This is a genomic window from Comamonas sp. 7D-2 (assembly GCF_022749555.1).
Lineage (GTDB): Bacteria > Pseudomonadota > Gammaproteobacteria > Burkholderiales > Burkholderiaceae_C > Comamonas > Comamonas thiooxydans.
Window position 1 is genome coordinate 1913601 of sequence record NZ_CP094238.1, and the last position, 16436, is coordinate 1930036.

23 protein-coding genes are annotated in these 16436 nt (G+C 59.6%); 9 read left to right on the plus strand and 14 right to left on the minus strand.

From position 1 onward, the window contains the following. Positions 1-56: 56 nt before the first annotated feature. The 12 genes from MPZ60_RS08790 to MPZ60_RS08845 form a co-directional block, all read right to left on the minus strand. Positions 57-623: a hypothetical protein gene (locus MPZ60_RS08790; RefSeq protein ID WP_242881819.1), complete on the minus strand. Its 567-nt coding sequence runs from the start codon at positions 621-623 to the stop codon at positions 57-59. Between the two features lie 88 nt (positions 624-711). Beyond that, a complete protein-coding gene (locus tag MPZ60_RS08795) occupies positions 712-972 on the minus strand; it encodes a hypothetical protein (protein ID WP_242881818.1) in 261 nt (86 codons plus the stop codon). Continuing rightward, complete coding sequence (locus MPZ60_RS08800; RefSeq protein ID WP_242881817.1) at positions 962-1453, minus strand: hypothetical protein; 492 nt, start codon at positions 1451-1453, stop codon at positions 962-964. The genes MPZ60_RS08795 and MPZ60_RS08800 overlap by 11 nt, the downstream gene beginning before the upstream one ends. Next, complete coding sequence (locus tag MPZ60_RS08805; protein ID WP_242881816.1) at positions 1450-1734, minus strand: hypothetical protein; 285 nt, start codon at positions 1732-1734, stop codon at positions 1450-1452. Before MPZ60_RS08805 ends, MPZ60_RS08800 begins: the two co-directional genes overlap by 4 nt. Next, positions 1706-1927, minus strand: a complete 222-nt coding sequence (locus tag MPZ60_RS08810; RefSeq protein WP_242881814.1) for a hypothetical protein — start codon at positions 1925-1927, stop codon at positions 1706-1708. Before MPZ60_RS08810 ends, MPZ60_RS08805 begins: the two co-directional genes overlap by 29 nt. Continuing rightward, on the minus strand, positions 1920-2249 hold the full coding sequence (locus tag MPZ60_RS08815; RefSeq protein ID WP_242881813.1) for a hypothetical protein: 330 nt from the start codon (positions 2247-2249) through the stop codon (positions 1920-1922). Before MPZ60_RS08815 ends, MPZ60_RS08810 begins: the two co-directional genes overlap by 8 nt. Before the next feature lie 128 nt (positions 2250-2377). Then, the gene (locus MPZ60_RS08820; RefSeq protein WP_242881812.1) at positions 2378-2632 is read right to left on the minus strand and encodes a hypothetical protein; all 255 of its coding nucleotides are present in this window, start codon (positions 2630-2632) and stop codon (positions 2378-2380) included. A 5-nt stretch (positions 2633-2637) separates the two neighbouring features. After that, on the minus strand, positions 2638-3540 hold the full coding sequence (locus MPZ60_RS08825; protein ID WP_242881811.1) for a DUF2303 family protein: 903 nt from the start codon (positions 3538-3540) through the stop codon (positions 2638-2640). An 85-nt stretch (positions 3541-3625) separates the two neighbouring features. Then, the gene (locus MPZ60_RS08830) at positions 3626-3979 is read right to left on the minus strand and encodes a hypothetical protein (RefSeq protein WP_242881810.1); all 354 of its coding nucleotides are present in this window, start codon (positions 3977-3979) and stop codon (positions 3626-3628) included. Between the two features lie 40 nt (positions 3980-4019). Beyond that, a complete protein-coding gene (locus MPZ60_RS08835; RefSeq protein WP_242881809.1) occupies positions 4020-4346 on the minus strand; it encodes a hypothetical protein in 327 nt (108 codons plus the stop codon). A 253-nt stretch (positions 4347-4599) separates the two neighbouring features. After that, positions 4600-4851: a hypothetical protein gene (locus MPZ60_RS08840; protein ID WP_242881808.1), complete on the minus strand. Its 252-nt coding sequence runs from the start codon at positions 4849-4851 to the stop codon at positions 4600-4602. Positions 4852-5131: 280 nt separating this feature from the next. Beyond that, entirely contained in the window at positions 5132-5785 is a 654-nt protein-coding gene (locus tag MPZ60_RS08845) for a VWA domain-containing protein (RefSeq protein WP_242881807.1), read from the minus strand. A 484-nt stretch (positions 5786-6269) separates the two neighbouring features. Here MPZ60_RS08845 and MPZ60_RS08850 point away from each other — a divergent pair, with 484 nt between their 5' ends. Both MPZ60_RS08850 and MPZ60_RS08855 read left to right on the plus strand, forming a co-directional pair. Next, complete coding sequence (locus MPZ60_RS08850) at positions 6270-6605, plus strand: hypothetical protein (RefSeq protein WP_242881806.1); 336 nt, start codon at positions 6270-6272, stop codon at positions 6603-6605. Positions 6606-6960: 355 nt separating this feature from the next. Further along, the gene (locus MPZ60_RS08855; RefSeq protein WP_242881804.1) at positions 6961-7545 is read left to right on the plus strand and encodes an HNH endonuclease; all 585 of its coding nucleotides are present in this window, start codon (positions 6961-6963) and stop codon (positions 7543-7545) included. A 384-nt stretch (positions 7546-7929) separates the two neighbouring features. Here the strand turns inward: MPZ60_RS08855 and MPZ60_RS08860 are convergent, their stop codons facing one another. Next, a complete protein-coding gene (locus tag MPZ60_RS08860) occupies positions 7930-8334 on the minus strand; it encodes a hypothetical protein (protein ID WP_034371683.1) in 405 nt (134 codons plus the stop codon). 70 nt (positions 8335-8404) lie between these two features. Here MPZ60_RS08860 and MPZ60_RS08865 point away from each other — a divergent pair, with 70 nt between their 5' ends. Continuing rightward, complete coding sequence (locus tag MPZ60_RS08865; RefSeq protein WP_242881802.1) at positions 8405-8611, plus strand: hypothetical protein; 207 nt, start codon at positions 8405-8407, stop codon at positions 8609-8611. A gap of 177 nt (positions 8612-8788) precedes the next feature. On the opposite strand, the gene MPZ60_RS08870 is transcribed toward MPZ60_RS08865, so the two are convergent. Then, complete coding sequence (locus tag MPZ60_RS08870; protein ID WP_072248266.1) at positions 8789-9010, minus strand: hypothetical protein; 222 nt, start codon at positions 9008-9010, stop codon at positions 8789-8791. A gap of 24 nt (positions 9011-9034) precedes the next feature. Here MPZ60_RS08870 and MPZ60_RS08875 point away from each other — a divergent pair, with 24 nt between their 5' ends. The 6 genes from MPZ60_RS08875 (at position 9035) to MPZ60_RS08900 (ending at position 16413) form a co-directional block, all read left to right on the plus strand. Further along, positions 9035-9565 (plus strand): phage regulatory CII family protein, encoded by a 531-nt coding sequence (locus tag MPZ60_RS08875; protein WP_242881801.1) that lies wholly within the window; start codon positions 9035-9037, stop codon positions 9563-9565. 423 nt (positions 9566-9988) lie between these two features. Then, positions 9989-12457, plus strand: a complete 2469-nt coding sequence (locus MPZ60_RS08880; protein WP_242881800.1) for a DUF5906 domain-containing protein — start codon at positions 9989-9991, stop codon at positions 12455-12457. A 311-nt stretch (positions 12458-12768) separates the two neighbouring features. Next, positions 12769-13014 carry a hypothetical protein gene (locus MPZ60_RS08885; RefSeq protein ID WP_242881798.1) on the plus strand — a complete coding sequence of 82 codons (246 nt, stop codon included), beginning with the start codon at positions 12769-12771 and terminating at the stop codon, positions 13012-13014. Further along, complete coding sequence (locus tag MPZ60_RS08890) at positions 13014-13847, plus strand: hypothetical protein (protein ID WP_242881796.1); 834 nt, start codon at positions 13014-13016, stop codon at positions 13845-13847. The genes MPZ60_RS08885 and MPZ60_RS08890 overlap by 1 nt, the downstream gene beginning before the upstream one ends. After that, entirely contained in the window at positions 13844-14476 is a 633-nt protein-coding gene (locus MPZ60_RS08895; protein WP_242881795.1) for a hypothetical protein, read from the plus strand. Before MPZ60_RS08890 ends, MPZ60_RS08895 begins: the two co-directional genes overlap by 4 nt. 113 nt (positions 14477-14589) lie before the next feature. Next, a complete protein-coding gene (locus tag MPZ60_RS08900) occupies positions 14590-16413 on the plus strand; it encodes a phage terminase large subunit family protein (RefSeq protein ID WP_242881794.1) in 1824 nt (607 codons plus the stop codon). Positions 16414-16436: the final 23 nt, after the last annotated feature.

Here is a 16436-nt window from a genome sequence, read left to right on the forward strand (position 1 = left end):
GCTCAGTGGCGGGCTGTGATTCATTGATATGTGCGAGAAGGTCGATTTATGAAGATCTATGAATGGCTTGATGGCAGGCGCATAGCCGCCAGTAGTGCAGATTCTTCAAGCGTTGGGGCATTGCCTGAGATTTGGAAAAACCAATGGGCGGCTGCATGACTACCTGCGGGAACGAGGTGGGTATGCAAACGCATTTCACCCAGCCAACTGATCCAACCTCCATCGGACTCATGCCACCAGGTCAAGTTGCCCATTTCCCGGCTCTCATGGTGGTAGTCTGTCGCGGCTTCAACCGCGGCAGGAAAGTCGGGGGCATAGCCATGGGCGCGCACATATCGATCTTCTCCAACTTTTAAGTATGAGGACCAGTAGATGGGGGTGCCCTTTGTTTTGTCATGCGCACTGGCCGGGTTAATGCTCAGCATCAACAGGTACCCGTTGTCTTGCTGGATGTGCTTGGACAGGTTTGCTGGACCGTAACCGCTCAGCCCGAGCTGGGCATGCCATCCATCCATGCTGCCGGTGGCGCGAGCAGAGGTGGGACTGAATCGCCAGTCGGCAGTGTTGCCGCCGTGGGCGTCAACCCAAGCGATGTCCTCGTGCGGTGTGTAGGTGGTGCTCATAGATACTCCAGATACCAAAAAGCCCGCTCAAGGCGGGCCGGTGGCTTGCCATAGATGACTGCACATCTATGAATGAATGGGTTGGGGTTTAGGCTGCTTTCAGCAGTGGAGTGATGGGGCAGCTTTGCACGCGCAGATGGCCCAGGCCTTTGAGGGTGTTGCGGTAGCAGCTCACGATTGCGGCCTCGAGCTCTTGTGCAACGCTGGTGCCCGCAGCGATGATCTGGCCGTCCTCGGTGATGATGGCCAGCTGCGCGGGCTTGCCGTGGAAGGTTGCCTTCGGCGGCTCGTGGCTGACGGTGTGGATGTAGACGCCTTCGATGGTGCCTGTTGCTTGTTCACCCAGCATGGCGGTTCTCCTTTGCCTTGATGCGTGCCTGCTCGGCCTGCACGCGCGTGACGGTGTTGTGTGCTTCGAGCATCTGCTGTGGACTGCTTGCGTCCATGATGGTCTGGGCATAGCTAAGAGCCTCTGCCACCGGTGCGATTTCATCGGGGGTTAGGCGCATGACCTTTGTTTGCTCGTAGCGCTCGCGCAGGGCGTTCATGACGTCATGCGATGGCGCGATCAGATCCACGAGCTTCTGATCAATTTCTGCAGCCCTGGCCATGGCGACATTCAGGGCAGCGGACACCCTAAGAAAGTCGTCTTCTGTGCCGGTACCTTCATGCAGGCGCGTGAAGGCGTCCAGCGTGTCGAATCCATCCTTGAGCGTTTCGCCCTCTTCGTAGGGGCGGCAGTGGTTCAACAGGTGGATCGGGTACAGGGACTGTTCTTTCGGCGGTCGTGCCCGCTTGAACCGAGCCGCTCTGCGTTCGGCGCGGTTCACTGTGGCAGCTCCTTGACCGTGCCGTCCGGGTAGTGCAGGCGGTCGCCTACGCGGCTTGGCAGTGCAAATGCACGCATGCGTGAGGCCGGGATGCCGGGCGTGTCCTTGAGCTCGGGGCATTTGTAGGGCTCGCTGTTTCGGCCCTGCCAGGGGTATGTCTGCAGCGGTGCGATTGAGCGGCTTGTGCGGCGCTTCTTGAGCTCGCTGCTGCGCAGCACGGGCGTGGCGTGAGTGATGCTGACCGCGCTGTCCTCACTGGGTTTGATAGGTCGACGTTGCATGGCGGTTGGGTAGAGGAATGCAGAGGTTGTAGATCGCCAGCCAGTGCAGGCCGCACTGACTGTGGAAGGGGTAGGGGCAGGCATCGTTGGGCTTCAGGCCGGCTGCATAAGCTGCCTGCGCCTCACGTTCGACCGTGGCCTTGGGGATGCTGATCAGGCCGGTGACGGCGAAGCAGTGCAGCTTGTCAGGCACAGGCCGGCTCCTTGCTGCGGGCCGGTACCAGCGCACAGCTCAGCACGTTGGCGAGCATTTCGGTGCGTGGCGGGCGGCAGACAAGGGAGTGGATGCGTGCACGCTCCAGGCTTACGACCAGAGCGCGGCCTGGCGTCAGCTCGCTTTTGTATTCGTCCCAGAAGCGCTGCGCGCTCGGGCCTGACCATGTCACTCGCCAGGGCTCAACGTGGTGGTTGCCAAGCCGGTCATAAACCAGCAACTCCAGCTGGAAGACGCCGCATGCCGCCTTGGTGGCTTGTGGTGGGGTGCGGCTGAGATAGACGGTGCCGGTGTGGTTCATGGGGCCTCCTGTCGCTGGCAATGAAAAAAGCCCACGCGGCATCTGCCGGGCGGGCTGGGTGAATCAATCTGGCAAGCGTCCGGAGAGGGCACTTGGCAGATTCCCCTCGGGTGAGGGGAGGTGGTAGATCAGGCGAAGGGATAGCCTGCGGGCTCGTGCTGCAGGCGGCGCAGCGCTTCATCAATGTGCAGAGCGCGGCGGCTTCGCTCGGGGGCGTTGGTCATCAAGATGAGAGCGCCGGTGGCCGGCAGCTCTTGCACCCCGTGAACTTCCTCGCCGTCGAACACTGTGCCCAGAGCGAAGTGTTTGCGCAGGGCCTCGGCGTGACGGGTCTTGCCCGAGCCCTGCGGGCCGTAGACGATGATGGATTTCTTGTCTTCCATGGTGCTTAGCGGCTCTTCTCGTAGGTGCCGATCAGCACGGTCAGTGTGTTTTCGACCGACTTGCGAATGTCATCGGCAAACTCGGTGGCCATCTGTTCGATCAGCTCTTCCCAGCCCATTGGGCGCAGTGTCATGGTGGGCTTGCCGTCGGTGGTCACGCTCAGGCGCATCACGAATTCGCGCTCGCTCAGTTCGGGGTATGGCTTGCACTTCACGATGATGTGCGTGGGCAGCGTATCCTTGTCGCCTTTGATCGCCACGCTCTCGAAGGCAGAGCGCTGGGTGCTCAGCGCTTGTTCTTCGTGGTTCGACTTGGCAATGGCTTCGACAGAGATGTTGCGCACGGCCGCAATGGCCTTGGGCATATCGATGGGGGTATCTCCAGACTTGGCGGCCAGGATCGGTGCCCAGTCCTCCAGCCACTCAGCCATGCCGCGCTGAGTCAGGCCCACATTCATGACCTTTTTGAGCGCAGCATAGGCGGCAGTAGCCTTGAGCTCCAACGTGGCCCGGCTGGCGCAATGGCCTGGCTGGGTAGGGGAGCCCAGATCCAGCACAGCGGTAGCGTTCATCGCGTCAGCGTTCACGAAGATGCAGCAGCCGTCTTGCTTGTGCTCTTGGGTGTATGCCACGAAGTCGTTGATGTAGGGCGTGCGCATCGTGCCAGCGGCACGTCGGCGCGTAGGCATGAACTGCTCCAGATCCTCGAGCTTGAAGTCATTCGGCAGGGCTGCGGCGGTGAGGTAAGCGCCATCCTCAGGCCGCGTCATCTGCAGCGCAAAGTTGATTTGTTCGATCCGCGTGTCGCGTTGATCGTTGATGTACTGGGGCGGCAGTGCCGCAGCGCTCAGTGCGCCCAGCAGTTGGGCTTGATCGTTGGCCTGTGTGGTCTGTTCGGGGTTGTTCATGCTTGATATGTCGTATTGCGGAAAAGAAAAAGCCCGCTGGAAATGACTCCAGGCGGGCGGGCTGGTTGTTGCGGTGATGGCTGTTTCAGGCCTTGACAGGAATGCCGGGAATCTTCAGCTGGTTCGCGGGGATGAGCGACATCACGCCGTTCGTGCCTACGTGCATCACCGTCTTGCGCGTCACTTCCTCGCTGCGCTTGCCGTCTGCTGTGGGGCGCTGGAACTTCAACGTGTGTGCCACGGTCACCTGATGGGTGCCAGGAATGCGCGACAGGTGCAGCTTGACGTTGACCTCGCCCACTTTGTCGTTGTCGACCACGCCTGCGGCGACTTCGCCCAGGGCCATGGACAGCATGCGGTCAAACTGGCCGCCGTCCAGATCGGTGATGAATTCGCTCACGTTGGTTTGAGCGGCGCTGGTGTTGGGAACTGGATGCATGGATTTCTCCGGTGGTGGTGGCTTGCGCCGGGGTGGTAAATCAGAAAGGTGGGGCTTCGTAGATCTGCTTTCCTGGGACGAAGTGCATTCCACCGCTCCGGCCGTCGCCGTTGAGACGAGTTCCGCTAGAGATCCAGCGGCGTTTCTTGTTCAGGTAGAAATACAACTTGCGTCCCAGAACATTGCGCGTGAAGGTCTTGTGGTCTGGGTCCACGCCGTCGATCTGCACTATCAGTGCTGGTCGTCGGTTGGACGGGTCCCGCCAGTAAAACGCGACCGTGGCGGGAAGCTGCTCCCATATCCAGCCGTGTCTATCAAGGACGACCACAGTCCCCTTGGTACCTATGTCTGCGGTAAAGCTGTGCATGGGGCGTGCTCAAGGGAAGAGTGGTGGATTGGCGAGCCCGTGGGCCAGCACCAGGGCGATGCAAGCGCCGAGGATGACGACCCAGGCGACGGCCGTTGCTTTGATCAGGGTGCTCTGTGACTTGCTCAGCGAAGGCATCGGCAGGAAATTCCTTTGTTGAGGTGGCCGAGGTGCTGGAATGCATAGTCAAGTGCTTCCCAGACAGAGTCGGCCTGGTGGCTGATGGACACGCCGCCGCTGGAGAGTATGAAGGTCAGCATGGGGCGGCCTCATTGAAAAGCGACAGGTTGAGGTGGCCGGTTGTGCCAGCACGCACGTGGCGAATGGTCATCACTGGCGGGCGCTTTCGGGGTTTGCGCACTGTGCTGTTGGCTTGCTGTTGAGCCGCCATGGCCTGGCGGTGGCGCTCCCAGGTCTGGGCTACATCGGTCCGGCCACTGTTTCGATACACGAATTCAGGGCTGGTGATGGGCACGCTGGGCATGGTGACGCGGGCTGTCTGCATGGCGGTCTCCTATGGGTGCAAAAAAGCCCGCTCAGCAATCACGATGCTGGCGGGCGAGCGATAGATGGATGTGTGCGGCTGCTGGTGCAGATCCATCACGATGAAGCCTTGCAACAAGGCCTCGTCGTGATGGCCCTGGTTGCCCAGGGCCCCGCTCTTACTTGACCTGGTCCTTCAGCGCTTGCCAGAGCGCCTTGGGGTTGCGGTACTTAGAGCCAAGCCAGAAGCCGAGAGCAAACACGGCCAGCATGAAGCTCAGCAGGATCAAGTCGACCATGGCTTAGTCTTCGATTGCAGCCAGGATCAGGGCAGCGGTAGTGGGGAAGGCGTCGGCCTCGGCCACGGTCTTGGCGTCCACGATGTCGAACTTGGCACCCGTCAGATCGTCGTCCAGGCTGCGCAGGTACTTGGTGGCGCCGGCATCGTCACCCACTTGCACAAACAGGATGGTGAGCGCGTCATCGGTTTCCTGGCGGTTGGCCGCGTCGATGATCACCTTGGCTGCGGCTGCCTTGTCGTCGGGTTCGCCGTCGGTGAACACCACGATGAAGTCCTTCTTGTCGGACTTGCCGGCCAGCTTCAGCGCCTCGGTCAGTGCTTCGGCCAGGGGTGTGCCGCCGCGCGGCTGGTATTGGGCGAAGACGTCCTTGACTGTGTCGGCCGTAACGCCGGTGTGGGAGACGATGCCGGAGCCCGAGAACATCACCACGTCGATACCGTCAGAGTCCAGTTTGCCGACGTCGCGGGCAAAGCCCAGGGCCGACTCTTGCACCGCTTCATAGCGGCTGCGGCTGTCGCCGGGCTTGACGGGTTCGGCCATCGAGCCAGATTTGTCGATCACGACCACGTAGTCGAATTCGGACAGCTTGGCCAGGGCCGCAGCGGTCAGGATCGTACCAACGGCCAGGGAAGAGGAGGAGGTAACAGCGTTCATTGCAGTTGAGGAATTGCCGGAAAAGGGGTGTTCCGGTGGCACCATGAAAAAGGCCCGCGTGTTGCGGGCCTTGGGATAGAGAGCCGGTGCCATTGCTGGCAGCCATGGGAAAGAAAAGGTGGAGGGCGGATAAGTTGCTCCCCTGGCCCGGCTGGAAATGGGTGATGGTTGCCGTGTTCGCTCCGGCTTCTTCCTGCTTGCAGATTCGCCTTGCGGCTTGGGAGGTTCCAAAGGACTTTCACCTTGATGCTGGTGGGCAACTACCAGTCAGACCATCTTGAGTGCAGCCGGCAATGTGGCGCATGCTGGCCGCACTCAGGATGGCCCCGCTATTACTCTGCGGGATCGGGTTCACGTTCAAATCACATGCTTGCGTGCAGCTCGCATCTATGGGGAACTATCAGACTGATACTCGAGCGCCTGTGAAGTCGTGCGACATTCCGTTGTTGTCTAATCAAGTCGTTACAACTAAGGGAGGTGTTGAGTGAAAACTTTGATATCTGCAGTGGCACTGCTTGCTTGTACGTCTGTATTTGCGCAGCAGCCGCCTAGATTGGACGAGCGACTGCTCAAGGAGGCTTTCGAGGACAACCTCAAGGATGCAGACAGCGCTAAGTTCAAGGATTTGCGCTACAAGCCAGCCGATACCGCTGGCTTGTGGCATATGTGCGGGCAAGTGAATGCCAAAAATAGCTATGGCGCTTACATTGGCTTTGACCGCTTCGCAGGGGTCGTTGTCAAAGAGGGTAAGGAAGTGAGCTACCTTGTTATGACCATCGGCGAGGTGGCCGACATGTACTGCAAAAACAAGGGTATGTGATCGTATTGGTGTACAGGATGCCATCAGCCCGACGGCATCCTGCACTCCAACCGTTACCGCGCCACGGCTGGTGTCAGGCGCTGCACCGAAGTGCAGAACACTGCTATGAGCCTCGGCACACGCCACACAGGTCATGCCTGGCGTGCTCAGCTCGGGGAGCAGTGATTTACCAGTCTTCGCGCAGGGCCTGCAGCTGGTGGGAGCAGATTTCCGATGGCATCGCGGCGCTTCGCAGCGGGGCGTGCTGGACACATTTATCCGGCAGTATCGAGAATGGATGGAGAAGGGTGGGGTTCGCTCGCTGTAATAGGATCTGGATTCCTACATCACAGATTTCTTGCAGGAGGAACCCCGTATGGGAAGAAAGGCCTCGGTTGAGCTGTATCCGGGTCAGCGCCAGAAAGAACGACGCCAGTTATTCAGTCGTTTTGCAATCCCTGCTGTGGAGGCTGCTTACAGGGAAAAATTCTTCGCCCTGTTCGGTAAGCGTTGTTTTAAATGCGGCCAACCCGAAACCTACGTGCTAGGCACTAGGGGAATGAAGGTTCTTAGTATTGACCACCATGTCCCCATGGCGCTTGGTGGGCAGCTGGTTCCTGGCAATCTTGTGTCACTGTGCCGCAGATGCAATGGCACTAAGCTGGACCAAGACCCCGAAGCCTTCTACACGCCAGAAGAGTTGGGTCGCCTGCAGCCGTTTCTCGAACTCCAGCATGAACTGTTCAACTTCAGGTTTGACTGGGACGCCTGGAGAGCCGATCCGGCAGGCTATTTGATCGGCTTGGGTGTTTCACCAACCTTGGTCGATCAGCTCTTGCACGATGAAGATCACCCCGATTTCCTAGGTATGCCGGAGAAGGAGCAGAACGCTGCAGTGTCCGTATCCATTGGCATGCCACCAGAGCTGGCAAAGTATTTTGAGCCAGATCCATCAGCCTAACCCTTTTCCATCCACTCTCTTTTTAAAGGTCCGGGTCTGGTGCCCGGTCGATGCCGTGCCACCCGGCACAAGGCATTTCTTGGTAAACAAGTTTGCTTTGTGCTGAACAGCAGTGTAAACGGATTTACAAAAAATGGCGAATAAATTTGTAAATGAATTTACAAATAAATCAAATGCAGTCTGACTTGAAGTGCTTGCTCACCAAGAGTTGCAGCGTTTAAGATAAAAGCATGTATAAAAACACAGTACCAAAACGTCAAGCCAATGAGGGCGTATTGGTGCGCATTCGCGGGTGCGAAGAGTGTGATGAAGATGTGGTTTTGTCAGTCGAGGCGTGCACAAAAGATGGTGTGCGCGTCTTGGTCTTTCCGAATGAAGACCTGCTTACTTCTTGGCGTCAGCGTCTTGAAGCACTTGCATGATTGCTGTGCTGGCTGCATTGAATGCTTTTGCGCGGCTGAGCTTGTCAGCCTGAGGAATCATGTCGAACAGCACGGCAAGCTCAATTGCAGCAGGTGTCAGCTCTGTAGGGGCGTTAACTTGCACACTCACCTCCATAGGCCCTTCCCCTGTCAGTAGCCAACGTGAGTTGACCTTGAGGAAGGCTGCAACGGCATCGTGTGCTTCAGTTGAGAGCTTTTGATCGCGTTCCTTGGCATTGGTAATGATCATGCCAATGTTCTGAACAGATCTATTTGCAATTTTTGCCACTTCCTTGCGTTCGATGACGCGGCCAATGGCCTCGCCGCGCTTGTCCATCGCAAGTTGGAGTCTTTCACCGTAGAGCATGTGTTTACGATAAGTCCTGTTGTGTAAATTCGTTTTCCGTCATTCATGTAAACATGTTTACAATGAAGCGATGAAGAAAGCGCACGCAATTGAATTGCTTGGTGGCACGCCAAAGAAGGCTGCTGCTGCAATGGGCTACCGATCAATTCAGGCGGTCTACCTATGGCCTGATGTTTTGCCGCAGGCAACCGCTGATCGAGTGCGTGGTGTTTTGTCCCGTGTCGCTGATAAAAAAGCAGCAGACGCTCAGCAACCTAAGGCGCCCAGCAATGTCTAGGGCCCGCTCTCATCTCAATCACTACGCACCAGCCACCGTTCGCGGCGTTCTGCCCGTTCATGAGGGCTGGGTTTGCCTGTCCTTCGACCAGTGCGGCAGCGTGGTTCGCATGCGTTTGTCTGTGGAGCAGCTCAAGGCTTTGCAGGCAACGTTGGCCTTGGCTGTGGCTGGCTTTGCTCACGCTGTGACCCTCCCGCACAAGCCGCGCAACGCGGCAATGGTGGCGGGTGGTGCGGAGTTGGTCTGCTCCATGCGAGATGAGCAGGCCTGCACCCAGCGCTCGAGCTTCTCGGCCGAGAAGCCTGCAGACCCTTCGGCCTCCAGCACGAATATCAGTTGGCTGAGCAGCAGCTCGACGGCTGATTCCCAGGGCGTTGGCGAGGTGGTGGTGTTGGACATACCAATTAAGGGGGGTGGTCGCTGATGTCTCTAACTATCTCAATTCAAGGCTTGCCGGGATACGGCGATGAGCAGGGCGAGGCCGACAGTGCCGCTGGCATGGATCTGGTGGACGCCGCTCAGATGACGGCCCAGCATTTCCCAGGTGGTGTGCCTGCACTGGCCAAGGCCATGGGGGTGTCGCCCAACACGCTGCAGCACAAGCTGAACACCAACAACGATCGCTACATCCTGGGCCTGAAGGAGTCGCTGCTCATCCAGCAGGTGACGGGCAATCACGCGGTGTTGCATGCCATGGCCGCTGCCCTTGGCTTCACCTGCACTCGTGCGGTGGCTGATCAGTCGGGTGGCGATCCTATGGAGGCGTTCTGGCGCTTCCAGCAGGAGATGGTCGACTTCACCCAGCAGGCGACCAATTGCTTCAGGCCTGGTGCAACGCCATCGCGCAATGCACATCGTCGGCTGGAGTACCACGCCAATGAACTGGCTGCAGCCCTCAACCATATGGTGGCCGCATCAGCAGCCTTGCTCCCCAAGGACAGGGACGCAGTTTGATTTCAGCGCGCGCAACGGCAAAGCATTCACTCGGCCAGTCTCTGTCGGACTGCGTGGCCTGTGGTGGTTACTCCCATTCGATTCGTGTGAATGGTTGCGCGCGCTCTTTTATTGCCACGGCATCGGCATCGACAGACAGCACGCCGGGGGGTGACAGCCCTGGTGCAAGCACAAGAAACACAAGCATGTTCAATCCCTCAATCAGCCGCCGCGCCGCGTCGCGTGGGGCTTCGCCGTTCCCCGCCCCCCTTCTGTTTAGAAGAAGGCGCGCACACGTTTCGTTGTCAGTTGGAGCGGCTCTGCGCGCTGCTTCGGGCATGTGGTTTGCATGCAACACCGATCACGGGTCCTTCCTAGCCTTCCTGCATGCGGGTAATTCGATCCTCGTGAAGTCTGTAGTTAGCGAGTCAGGAAGTTACTGACATGGCCTCAAACTATGACGACGTTCTGAGCCAGCTGCAGGCGGCAGGCCTGCTGGTTGACTCCCTTGAGATTGGCCGTCTGCGACGCTGCCGCACAGCTGATGGCGGGCGAGAAAAGCGCGGCTGGTTTCTGCTACATGAAATTCGCTTGGACAACGGCAACGATCTGATCGTTGGCAGCTTCGGCGTATGGCAAGGCAGCGAAAACAATGCCCGCAAGGTTGAGATCAGCAAGAACGAGATCAGCCGCGAGCAGGCCGAGGCACTGCGCAAGCGCCTGGCCGAGGACAAGCGCCGGTCGGAGCTGGAACGCAAGGCCGAGGCCGAGCGGGCTGCAGCTCGTGCTTCGGCCGCATGGAAAAAGTGCGATGCCACCGGCGAGAGCACTTACCTGCAACGCAAGGGTGTGGCCGGGTACGGTGTGCGCTACTCGCCCAGCGGGGCGATGGTCATTCCGCTGCTGGACACCAGCAACAACATTCACGGTCTTCAAATCATTCGCGGCAAAAACCGCAAGCCAGGCACGCAAGAGAAGGAATACTGGCCGGTTGGCTTGATCAAGAAGGGCCGATTCCATCTGATCGGCATGCCCACGGCTGGCGGTCTGCTGCTGCTGGTCGAAGGCTATGCGACAGGTGCCAGCCTTCATGCCGCGACTGGCCTGCCGGTGGCCGTGGCCTTCGACGCGAACAATCTCGTGCCCGTGGGCGAGGCGCTCCGCGCTCGGTATAAGGGCCTGCGAATCCTGGCCTGCGCCGATGACGACAACACGCAGAAGTGCCACGCCAGGAATGAGGCCGAGTCGGTGCGCCAGGGCAAGCACGTGGAGTGCAAAACCCGAGTCTGGGTGGCCGACGGCCCCAAGTGCCCTCACTGTGGCGAAGATCACAAGGCAGGCAATGCCGGTGTAAGCATGGCCAGCACTTGCGCCATGCAGGTGGGCGGCTCGTGGCTGGCCCCTGCTTTCGCAGATCCTGCGGCCGTGCGCGAGGCCTGGCTGAGCAAGGGCGAGAAGTTCAACGACTTCAACGACCTGCACCTGGCAGAAGGCTTGCACGTAGTGCGCGACCAGATCGAGGTCCGCCTGCTGGAGCTTGGCTGGCGCTCGCGCAATGGCGCCAACGCCTTGCCCCGCACACAGGGGGGCGGGGAGGCGGGAGTTCTCGCTCCACTCAAGCCGATCGACAGCCTTGATGAGCTGCTCGAGCGCTACGCCTTGGTCTATGGCCAGGGCGGTGCAGTGTTCGATCATGATGAGCATCGCCTGGTCACCTTGACCGATATGGGCCACATCTGCCTGAGCCGCGACCTGTACCGCACGTGGAGCGAGCACCCGGACCGCCAGATCGTGAGGCCCGAGCAGGTGGGCTTCGATCCGGCAGGCAAGGAGCCGGGGATTACCTGCAATCTCTGGGATGGCTGGCCCACAAGACCTAAGGCGGGCAACTGCGAAAAGCTGCTGGATCTGCTGTGGCATATGTGCTCGGCCGAGAGCCAGAAGGATGACCTCTTCATGTGGGTGCTCAAGTGGTTGGCTTACCCGCTGCAGCATCCCGGCGCGAAGATGAAGACGACCATCGTCATGCATGGTCCGCAGGGAACGGGCAAGAATATGTTCTTCGAAGCCTACATGGCCATCTTCGGCAAGTACGGCTGGACGATCGACCAGAGTGCTATCGAAGACAAGTTCAACGACTGGGCCAGCCGCAAGCTGTTCCTGATTGCCGATGAAGTGGTGGCGCGGTCGGACCTGTACCACATCAAGAACAAGCTCAAGGCCTTCATCACCGGCGATCTGATCCGCATCAATCCCAAGAACATGGCCGCGTACTACGAGGCCAACCACGTAAACATGGTCTTCCTCTCCAACGAGGCCATTCCCGTGGTGCTGGAAGAGGATGACCGTCGGCACGCTGTGATCTGGACTCCCGAGAAGCTCTCAGCCAAGTTTTATGCCGAGGTCAAGGCAGAGATCGACTCGGGCGGCGTTGCCGCTCTGTACGACTTCCTGCTCAACCTCGATCTGGGCGACTTCACCAACGCCACGCTGCCGCCCATGACGGACTCCAAGCGTCAGCTGATCGACCTGAGCCTTGATAGCCCCAGCAAGTTTGTGAAGGCCTTTGAGGATGGTGACCTGCCAGGCTTCCCTGCCAAGGGGGCGCCAGCACTTCTCACGCCCTGCCTGATGTCGGATATGTACGAGCTCTACAAGTGGTGGTGCACGTCCACCAATGAGCGCGCACTGACATTACCGCGCTTCTCAAACGCGATGACACGAAAGCACAAGGGCGAGGTACTGCGCAAGCGGTACCGCCTGGACGCACATCAGGTCAAAGGTCCAGTCAGCGTTTGCTACCTGCCCGGCGGTAACGAATTACCAGCTGGCATGAACGAGGTCGAGTGGTTGGGTGATCGCATCGACATCTTCAGGAGGGCCGTGCGCGACCTGAAGGGTGGTGTCGCATGAGCATCGCAGCAGTGATTCGCCCAGAACTGTGCGCTATGTGCGGCATCGTGTGCGGCATGGTGTGCGCTGTTAAGTCATTGATTTTTAAGGTGTGTGCGCCATGTGCGCTATCACCCTTCACGGGGGTGCAGGCGGGCGCGTGCACACACATGCATGCAGGCGTGCGCATGTGTGTGCATGTTCATGGCGCACATAGCGCACACAGCGCACACCTCATACACATCAATCACTTACGTGCTTGTGATGCCGCACAACATGCCGCACTTCATAGCGCACATCTCTCTACACCCCCCTTTTTGAAAGAAATAGAGATGGAAGAAGAGAAGAAGAGGGTGATTCCCTGCACGCCTGAAAACGCTGCAGAGGTTCGCGCCGCGGTCAAAGCCTGGCCTCAACTGCAATCACTGGTGAAGTCTTTGCAGGACGGTGGGCATTTCCCTGGCCTGCGTGCCATGACGTTCACGCTCACGGGCAGCGCGGAGTTCGTGGGCAAGGGGTTGGGGGCACTGCTCCCTGAAAACCGCCCCACGGCCCCACAAACCGGCGAGGAGGCGTAATGCAGATCACGAGCAGCATCAAAGGGCTCAAGCCTGTTCAGACCTTGATGGACCGCCTCTCGCGCTCCAAGGTTCGGGAGGCCTCTGTGAAGGCGGTCAATGACACCGGCTTTGAGGTGCGGCGCGCCATGCAAGAGGAAATGCGCAGCGTTTTCGATCGCCCGACCGATTACATCCTGCGCAGCCCCATGCTGAAGAGGGCGACGGTAGACAAGCCCATGGCCACGATCGAGCCGGAATACATGGGCGGCAAAGGGGTCGACCCCAAGAAGATTCTGAAGGCCCAGAACCTGGGCGGCAAGCGTCGGGACAAACGCAGCGAGGTCGCGCTGCGGCGTGCCGGCATCCTGCCCAAGGGCTACCAGACCGCAATTCCTGCTGAGCCCTTTCCTGGGAGCGAGGACCGCTATGGGAATCTCAAGGGCGGCTTCATCGTCCAGCTGCTCAGCTACTTCCGATCGTTCGGAGAGCAGGGCTACCGCGCCAACATGACCGACGCTCGGCGCAAGGCTCTGCAGCTGCGCGGCGGTGCCGGCGTGCGCAAGGTGGGCCCGAACATTGGGCGTCGCTACATCCTGGCCTACGGCAAGTTGCGCGGTGGTGCCCGGTGGACGGCCAAAGGCGAAAACGACCGCCGCGCCTCCAACCTGGCACCGGGGATCTGGGCTGTGGTCGGCAGCTCCGGTGCCGACATCCGGCCCGTGCTGATGTTCGTGCGGTCCGGCAATTACCAAGAGCGCCTGGACATGGAGAAGGTGGGCCAGCGCGCTGATGTCGAAAACTACTTGAGCCGCAGAATCCGCTACCGGATGCGGCAGGCGGCAGGCGTATGAGCAATATGCAAAGCAGACACCCTGAGACGCTCACACTGAGCGAATTCAACAAGCACATGGGCTACAAGGGCCGTTTTGTCTACCAGTTGCGCAACGAGGGGCGGCTGGTGATGACCGAGGATGGGAAGCTGGTGCGGGTTGTCGAATCGATCCGGCGTATCGCGGAAACCAAAGACCCCAGCCGTGCAGGTGTTGCGGCCAGGCATGCGGCCGAGCGCGGTCATGAGCTGACCGGCTTGCCTCCCGCTGAGTCTTCGGACGATGAGGCGGACGCTGATGAAGGTGATGACGGCGACACCGGCAAGAGCACCTTTCATTTTCAGGACAGCAAAGCCAAGCGCGAGCACTACGCGGCGCTACGTGAGGAGAACGCCTACCGCAAGGAAGTGGGCGAGCTCATGGACGCTGATGAGGCCATCGGCGCCTTTTCGGACGCTGCAGCCAAGATTGCCAGCGTGCTGGATGCGGTGCCATCGACAGTGGGCCCGATGCTGGCCGGCCTGGAGTCCGACGAGGTGATACGCATTCTGGGCGAGCAAATGGATATCGCCAGAACTGAGCTCTCGGCCGCCATCAACAAGCTGGCCGATGACATCGAGAGCCGTCGAAACGGAGGGGCAGGCGAGTGAGAGCTTTAAATTCAGGTGCACTGTCGTGCCCGTCGCGGGCATTGCGATCGATGGCGCGCACGGTGGCGCCACGCAAGCGCAGGACAGTCAGTGATTGGGCTGACAAGAATCGGGTGCTCAGTACCAAGGGCTCCAGCCTGCCAGGCCAGTGGCGCACTGCTCGCAATCCGCCTTTGCAGGAGCCCATGGACGCATGCAGCAACAAGAGCGGCGTGCGCGAGGTGGTGCTCATGTTCCCCATCCAGTTCGGCAAGACCGAAGTGGAGGTGAACGCGCTCGGCTACATCATGACCGAGAATCCGGGCCCGGTGATGGTTTGCCTGCCCGGCGAAGTCAGCATGGAGAAGTGGGTCAACCAGAAGCTGGACCCCATGATCGAGGAGACCAAGGCTGTCAAGGATGCTCTGCGCAGCATCTCCAGCCGCAACTCGAGCAATACCAAGACCTTCAAGGATTTCATCGGTGGCCAGCTCTATCTTGAGCACGCCGGCAGCCCGTCCCGCCTCAAGTCCACCACCGTTCGGTTTTTGCTGGTGGACGAGCTCGACGAGTTCGCTGCTGCATTGCGCAGTGGTGATGACCCACTGCTCATGTTGGAGGGGCGCACCTCGGCATTCCCGGCCACTAGCCTGCGCATCTTCATCAGCAGCCCCCAGATCAAGGGTCAAAGCCGAATCGAAGAAAAGTTCCTGGCGGGTGATCAGCGGCGATACCACGTGCCATGCCCACACTGCGGCCATATGCAGCACCTGCAGTGGTCTGGCCTTAAATGGGCGCCGGACTGCTCCAAGGCCTGGTACGTGTGCCAAGAGCATGGCTGCATCATCGAGGAGCATCACAAAACGGCCATGATCGCCGCAGGCCGCTGGATTGCCACCAATCCCAACGGCGCCAAGGGTGTACGCAGCTACACCATCAACTGTCTCTACTACCAATTCGGCCTGGGTCCAACCTGGTCAGAGCTGGCTTCCATGTGGCTGGATGCCCAGGCCGACCCAGCAAAGCTCAAGGTGTTTCTGAATGACCGCCTGGCTGAGACTTGGGAAGACGCGACGATGCGCTCGGTGCGTTACAACGCCATTCAGGAGCGCGCGGAGCAGTACCAGATCCGTGTGGCGCCGAAGGGCGTGCTCTGGGTGACCGCAGGTGTGGATACCCAGGATGATCGCCTTGCCTTGCATCTCAGTGGCTGGGGCCGAGGCATGGGTTTTTGGGCCCTCGATTATCACGAGTTCCCCGGCGATCCCGCTGACGATGCCGTATGGGTGGCGCTGACTGAATACCTGAATCGACCTATTGAATCAAAGGTTGGATACCTGCTAGGTGTCGATGCGACAGCTGTTGACATGGGTGGGCACAGGTCCGAGGCAGTCAAGCACTGGGTACGCCTGGGCCTGGTGCGTCGTCCCATGGTGATTCAGGGCGCCGTGCCCAACAACGCGCCGGTGCTGGGCAAGCCTCGCTTGCTGGACGTCACCCGCAATGGTCAGACTGACCGAAAGGGCGTGCGCGGCTATTACGTTGGTACGGTCGCCGCCAAAAACTGGTTGTTCGGCCGGCTCAGTGTGGATGCAGACCGTAAGCCGGAGGAGCGTTATACCCACTTCTCTGAGGAGCTGGACCAGTTCTATTTCAAGGGCCTGGTCAGTGAAACCTTCGACCCAGCCAAGAACCGCTACGAGAAAAAGCGCGGCGCCCGCAATGAGCCGCTCGATACGGCCATCTACAGCTACGCCGCTGCGCATCACCCCGAGCTACGCCTGCACCGCAAACGCGAGATCGACTATCAGCTGCGTGAGCAGTTCCTCGAGAGCCAGCTGGCCGGGAGAAGCGATGGCGTACTGCTGTCGGCCGACTCCGGTAGTCCCTTGGTCTTGCCAGTACCCAAGCCCCCGCCAAAGAAGCGAAGCGTTTTCACCCCAATCAGCCTTTCATAAGACATTCACGCTACTTTAAGCTA

Bases quoted from the DNA above. Each gene is read 5' to 3' on its own strand.
- MPZ60_RS08790 (WP_242881819.1), bottom strand. From the start codon at position 623: ATGAGCACCACCTACACACCGCACGAGGACATCGCTTGGGTTGACGCC.
- MPZ60_RS08795 (WP_242881818.1), bottom strand. From the start codon at position 972: ATGCTGGGTGAACAAGCAACAGGCACCATCGAAGGCGTCTACATCCAC.
- MPZ60_RS08805 (WP_242881816.1), bottom strand. From the start codon at position 1,734: ATGCAACGTCGACCTATCAAACCCAGTGAGGACAGCGCGGTCAGCATC.
- MPZ60_RS08815 (WP_242881813.1), bottom strand. From the start codon at position 2,249: ATGAACCACACCGGCACCGTCTATCTCAGCCGCACCCCACCACAAGCC.
- MPZ60_RS08820 (WP_242881812.1), bottom strand. From the start codon at position 2,632: ATGGAAGACAAGAAATCCATCATCGTCTACGGCCCGCAGGGCTCGGGC.
- MPZ60_RS08825 (WP_242881811.1), bottom strand. From the start codon at position 3,540: ATGAACAACCCCGAACAGACCACACAGGCCAACGATCAAGCCCAACTG.
- MPZ60_RS08830 (WP_242881810.1), bottom strand. From the start codon at position 3,979: ATGCATCCAGTTCCCAACACCAGCGCCGCTCAAACCAACGTGAGCGAA.
- MPZ60_RS08835 (WP_242881809.1), bottom strand. From the start codon at position 4,346: ATGCACAGCTTTACCGCAGACATAGGTACCAAGGGGACTGTGGTCGTC.
- MPZ60_RS08840 (WP_242881808.1), bottom strand. From the start codon at position 4,851: ATGCAGACAGCCCGCGTCACCATGCCCAGCGTGCCCATCACCAGCCCT.
- MPZ60_RS08845 (WP_242881807.1), bottom strand. From the start codon at position 5,785: ATGAACGCTGTTACCTCCTCCTCTTCCCTGGCCGTTGGTACGATCCTG.
- MPZ60_RS08855 (WP_242881804.1), top strand. From the start codon at position 6,961: ATGGGAAGAAAGGCCTCGGTTGAGCTGTATCCGGGTCAGCGCCAGAAA.
- MPZ60_RS08860 (WP_034371683.1), bottom strand. From the start codon at position 8,334: ATGCTCTACGGTGAAAGACTCCAACTTGCGATGGACAAGCGCGGCGAG.
- MPZ60_RS08865 (WP_242881802.1), top strand. From the start codon at position 8,405: ATGAAGAAAGCGCACGCAATTGAATTGCTTGGTGGCACGCCAAAGAAG.
- MPZ60_RS08870 (WP_072248266.1), bottom strand. From the start codon at position 9,010: ATGTCCAACACCACCACCTCGCCAACGCCCTGGGAATCAGCCGTCGAG.
- MPZ60_RS08875 (WP_242881801.1), top strand. From the start codon at position 9,035: ATGTCTCTAACTATCTCAATTCAAGGCTTGCCGGGATACGGCGATGAG.
- MPZ60_RS08880 (WP_242881800.1), top strand. From the start codon at position 9,989: ATGGCCTCAAACTATGACGACGTTCTGAGCCAGCTGCAGGCGGCAGGC.
- MPZ60_RS08885 (WP_242881798.1), top strand. From the start codon at position 12,769: ATGGAAGAAGAGAAGAAGAGGGTGATTCCCTGCACGCCTGAAAACGCT.
- MPZ60_RS08890 (WP_242881796.1), top strand. From the start codon at position 13,014: ATGCAGATCACGAGCAGCATCAAAGGGCTCAAGCCTGTTCAGACCTTG.
- MPZ60_RS08895 (WP_242881795.1), top strand. From the start codon at position 13,844: ATGAGCAATATGCAAAGCAGACACCCTGAGACGCTCACACTGAGCGAA.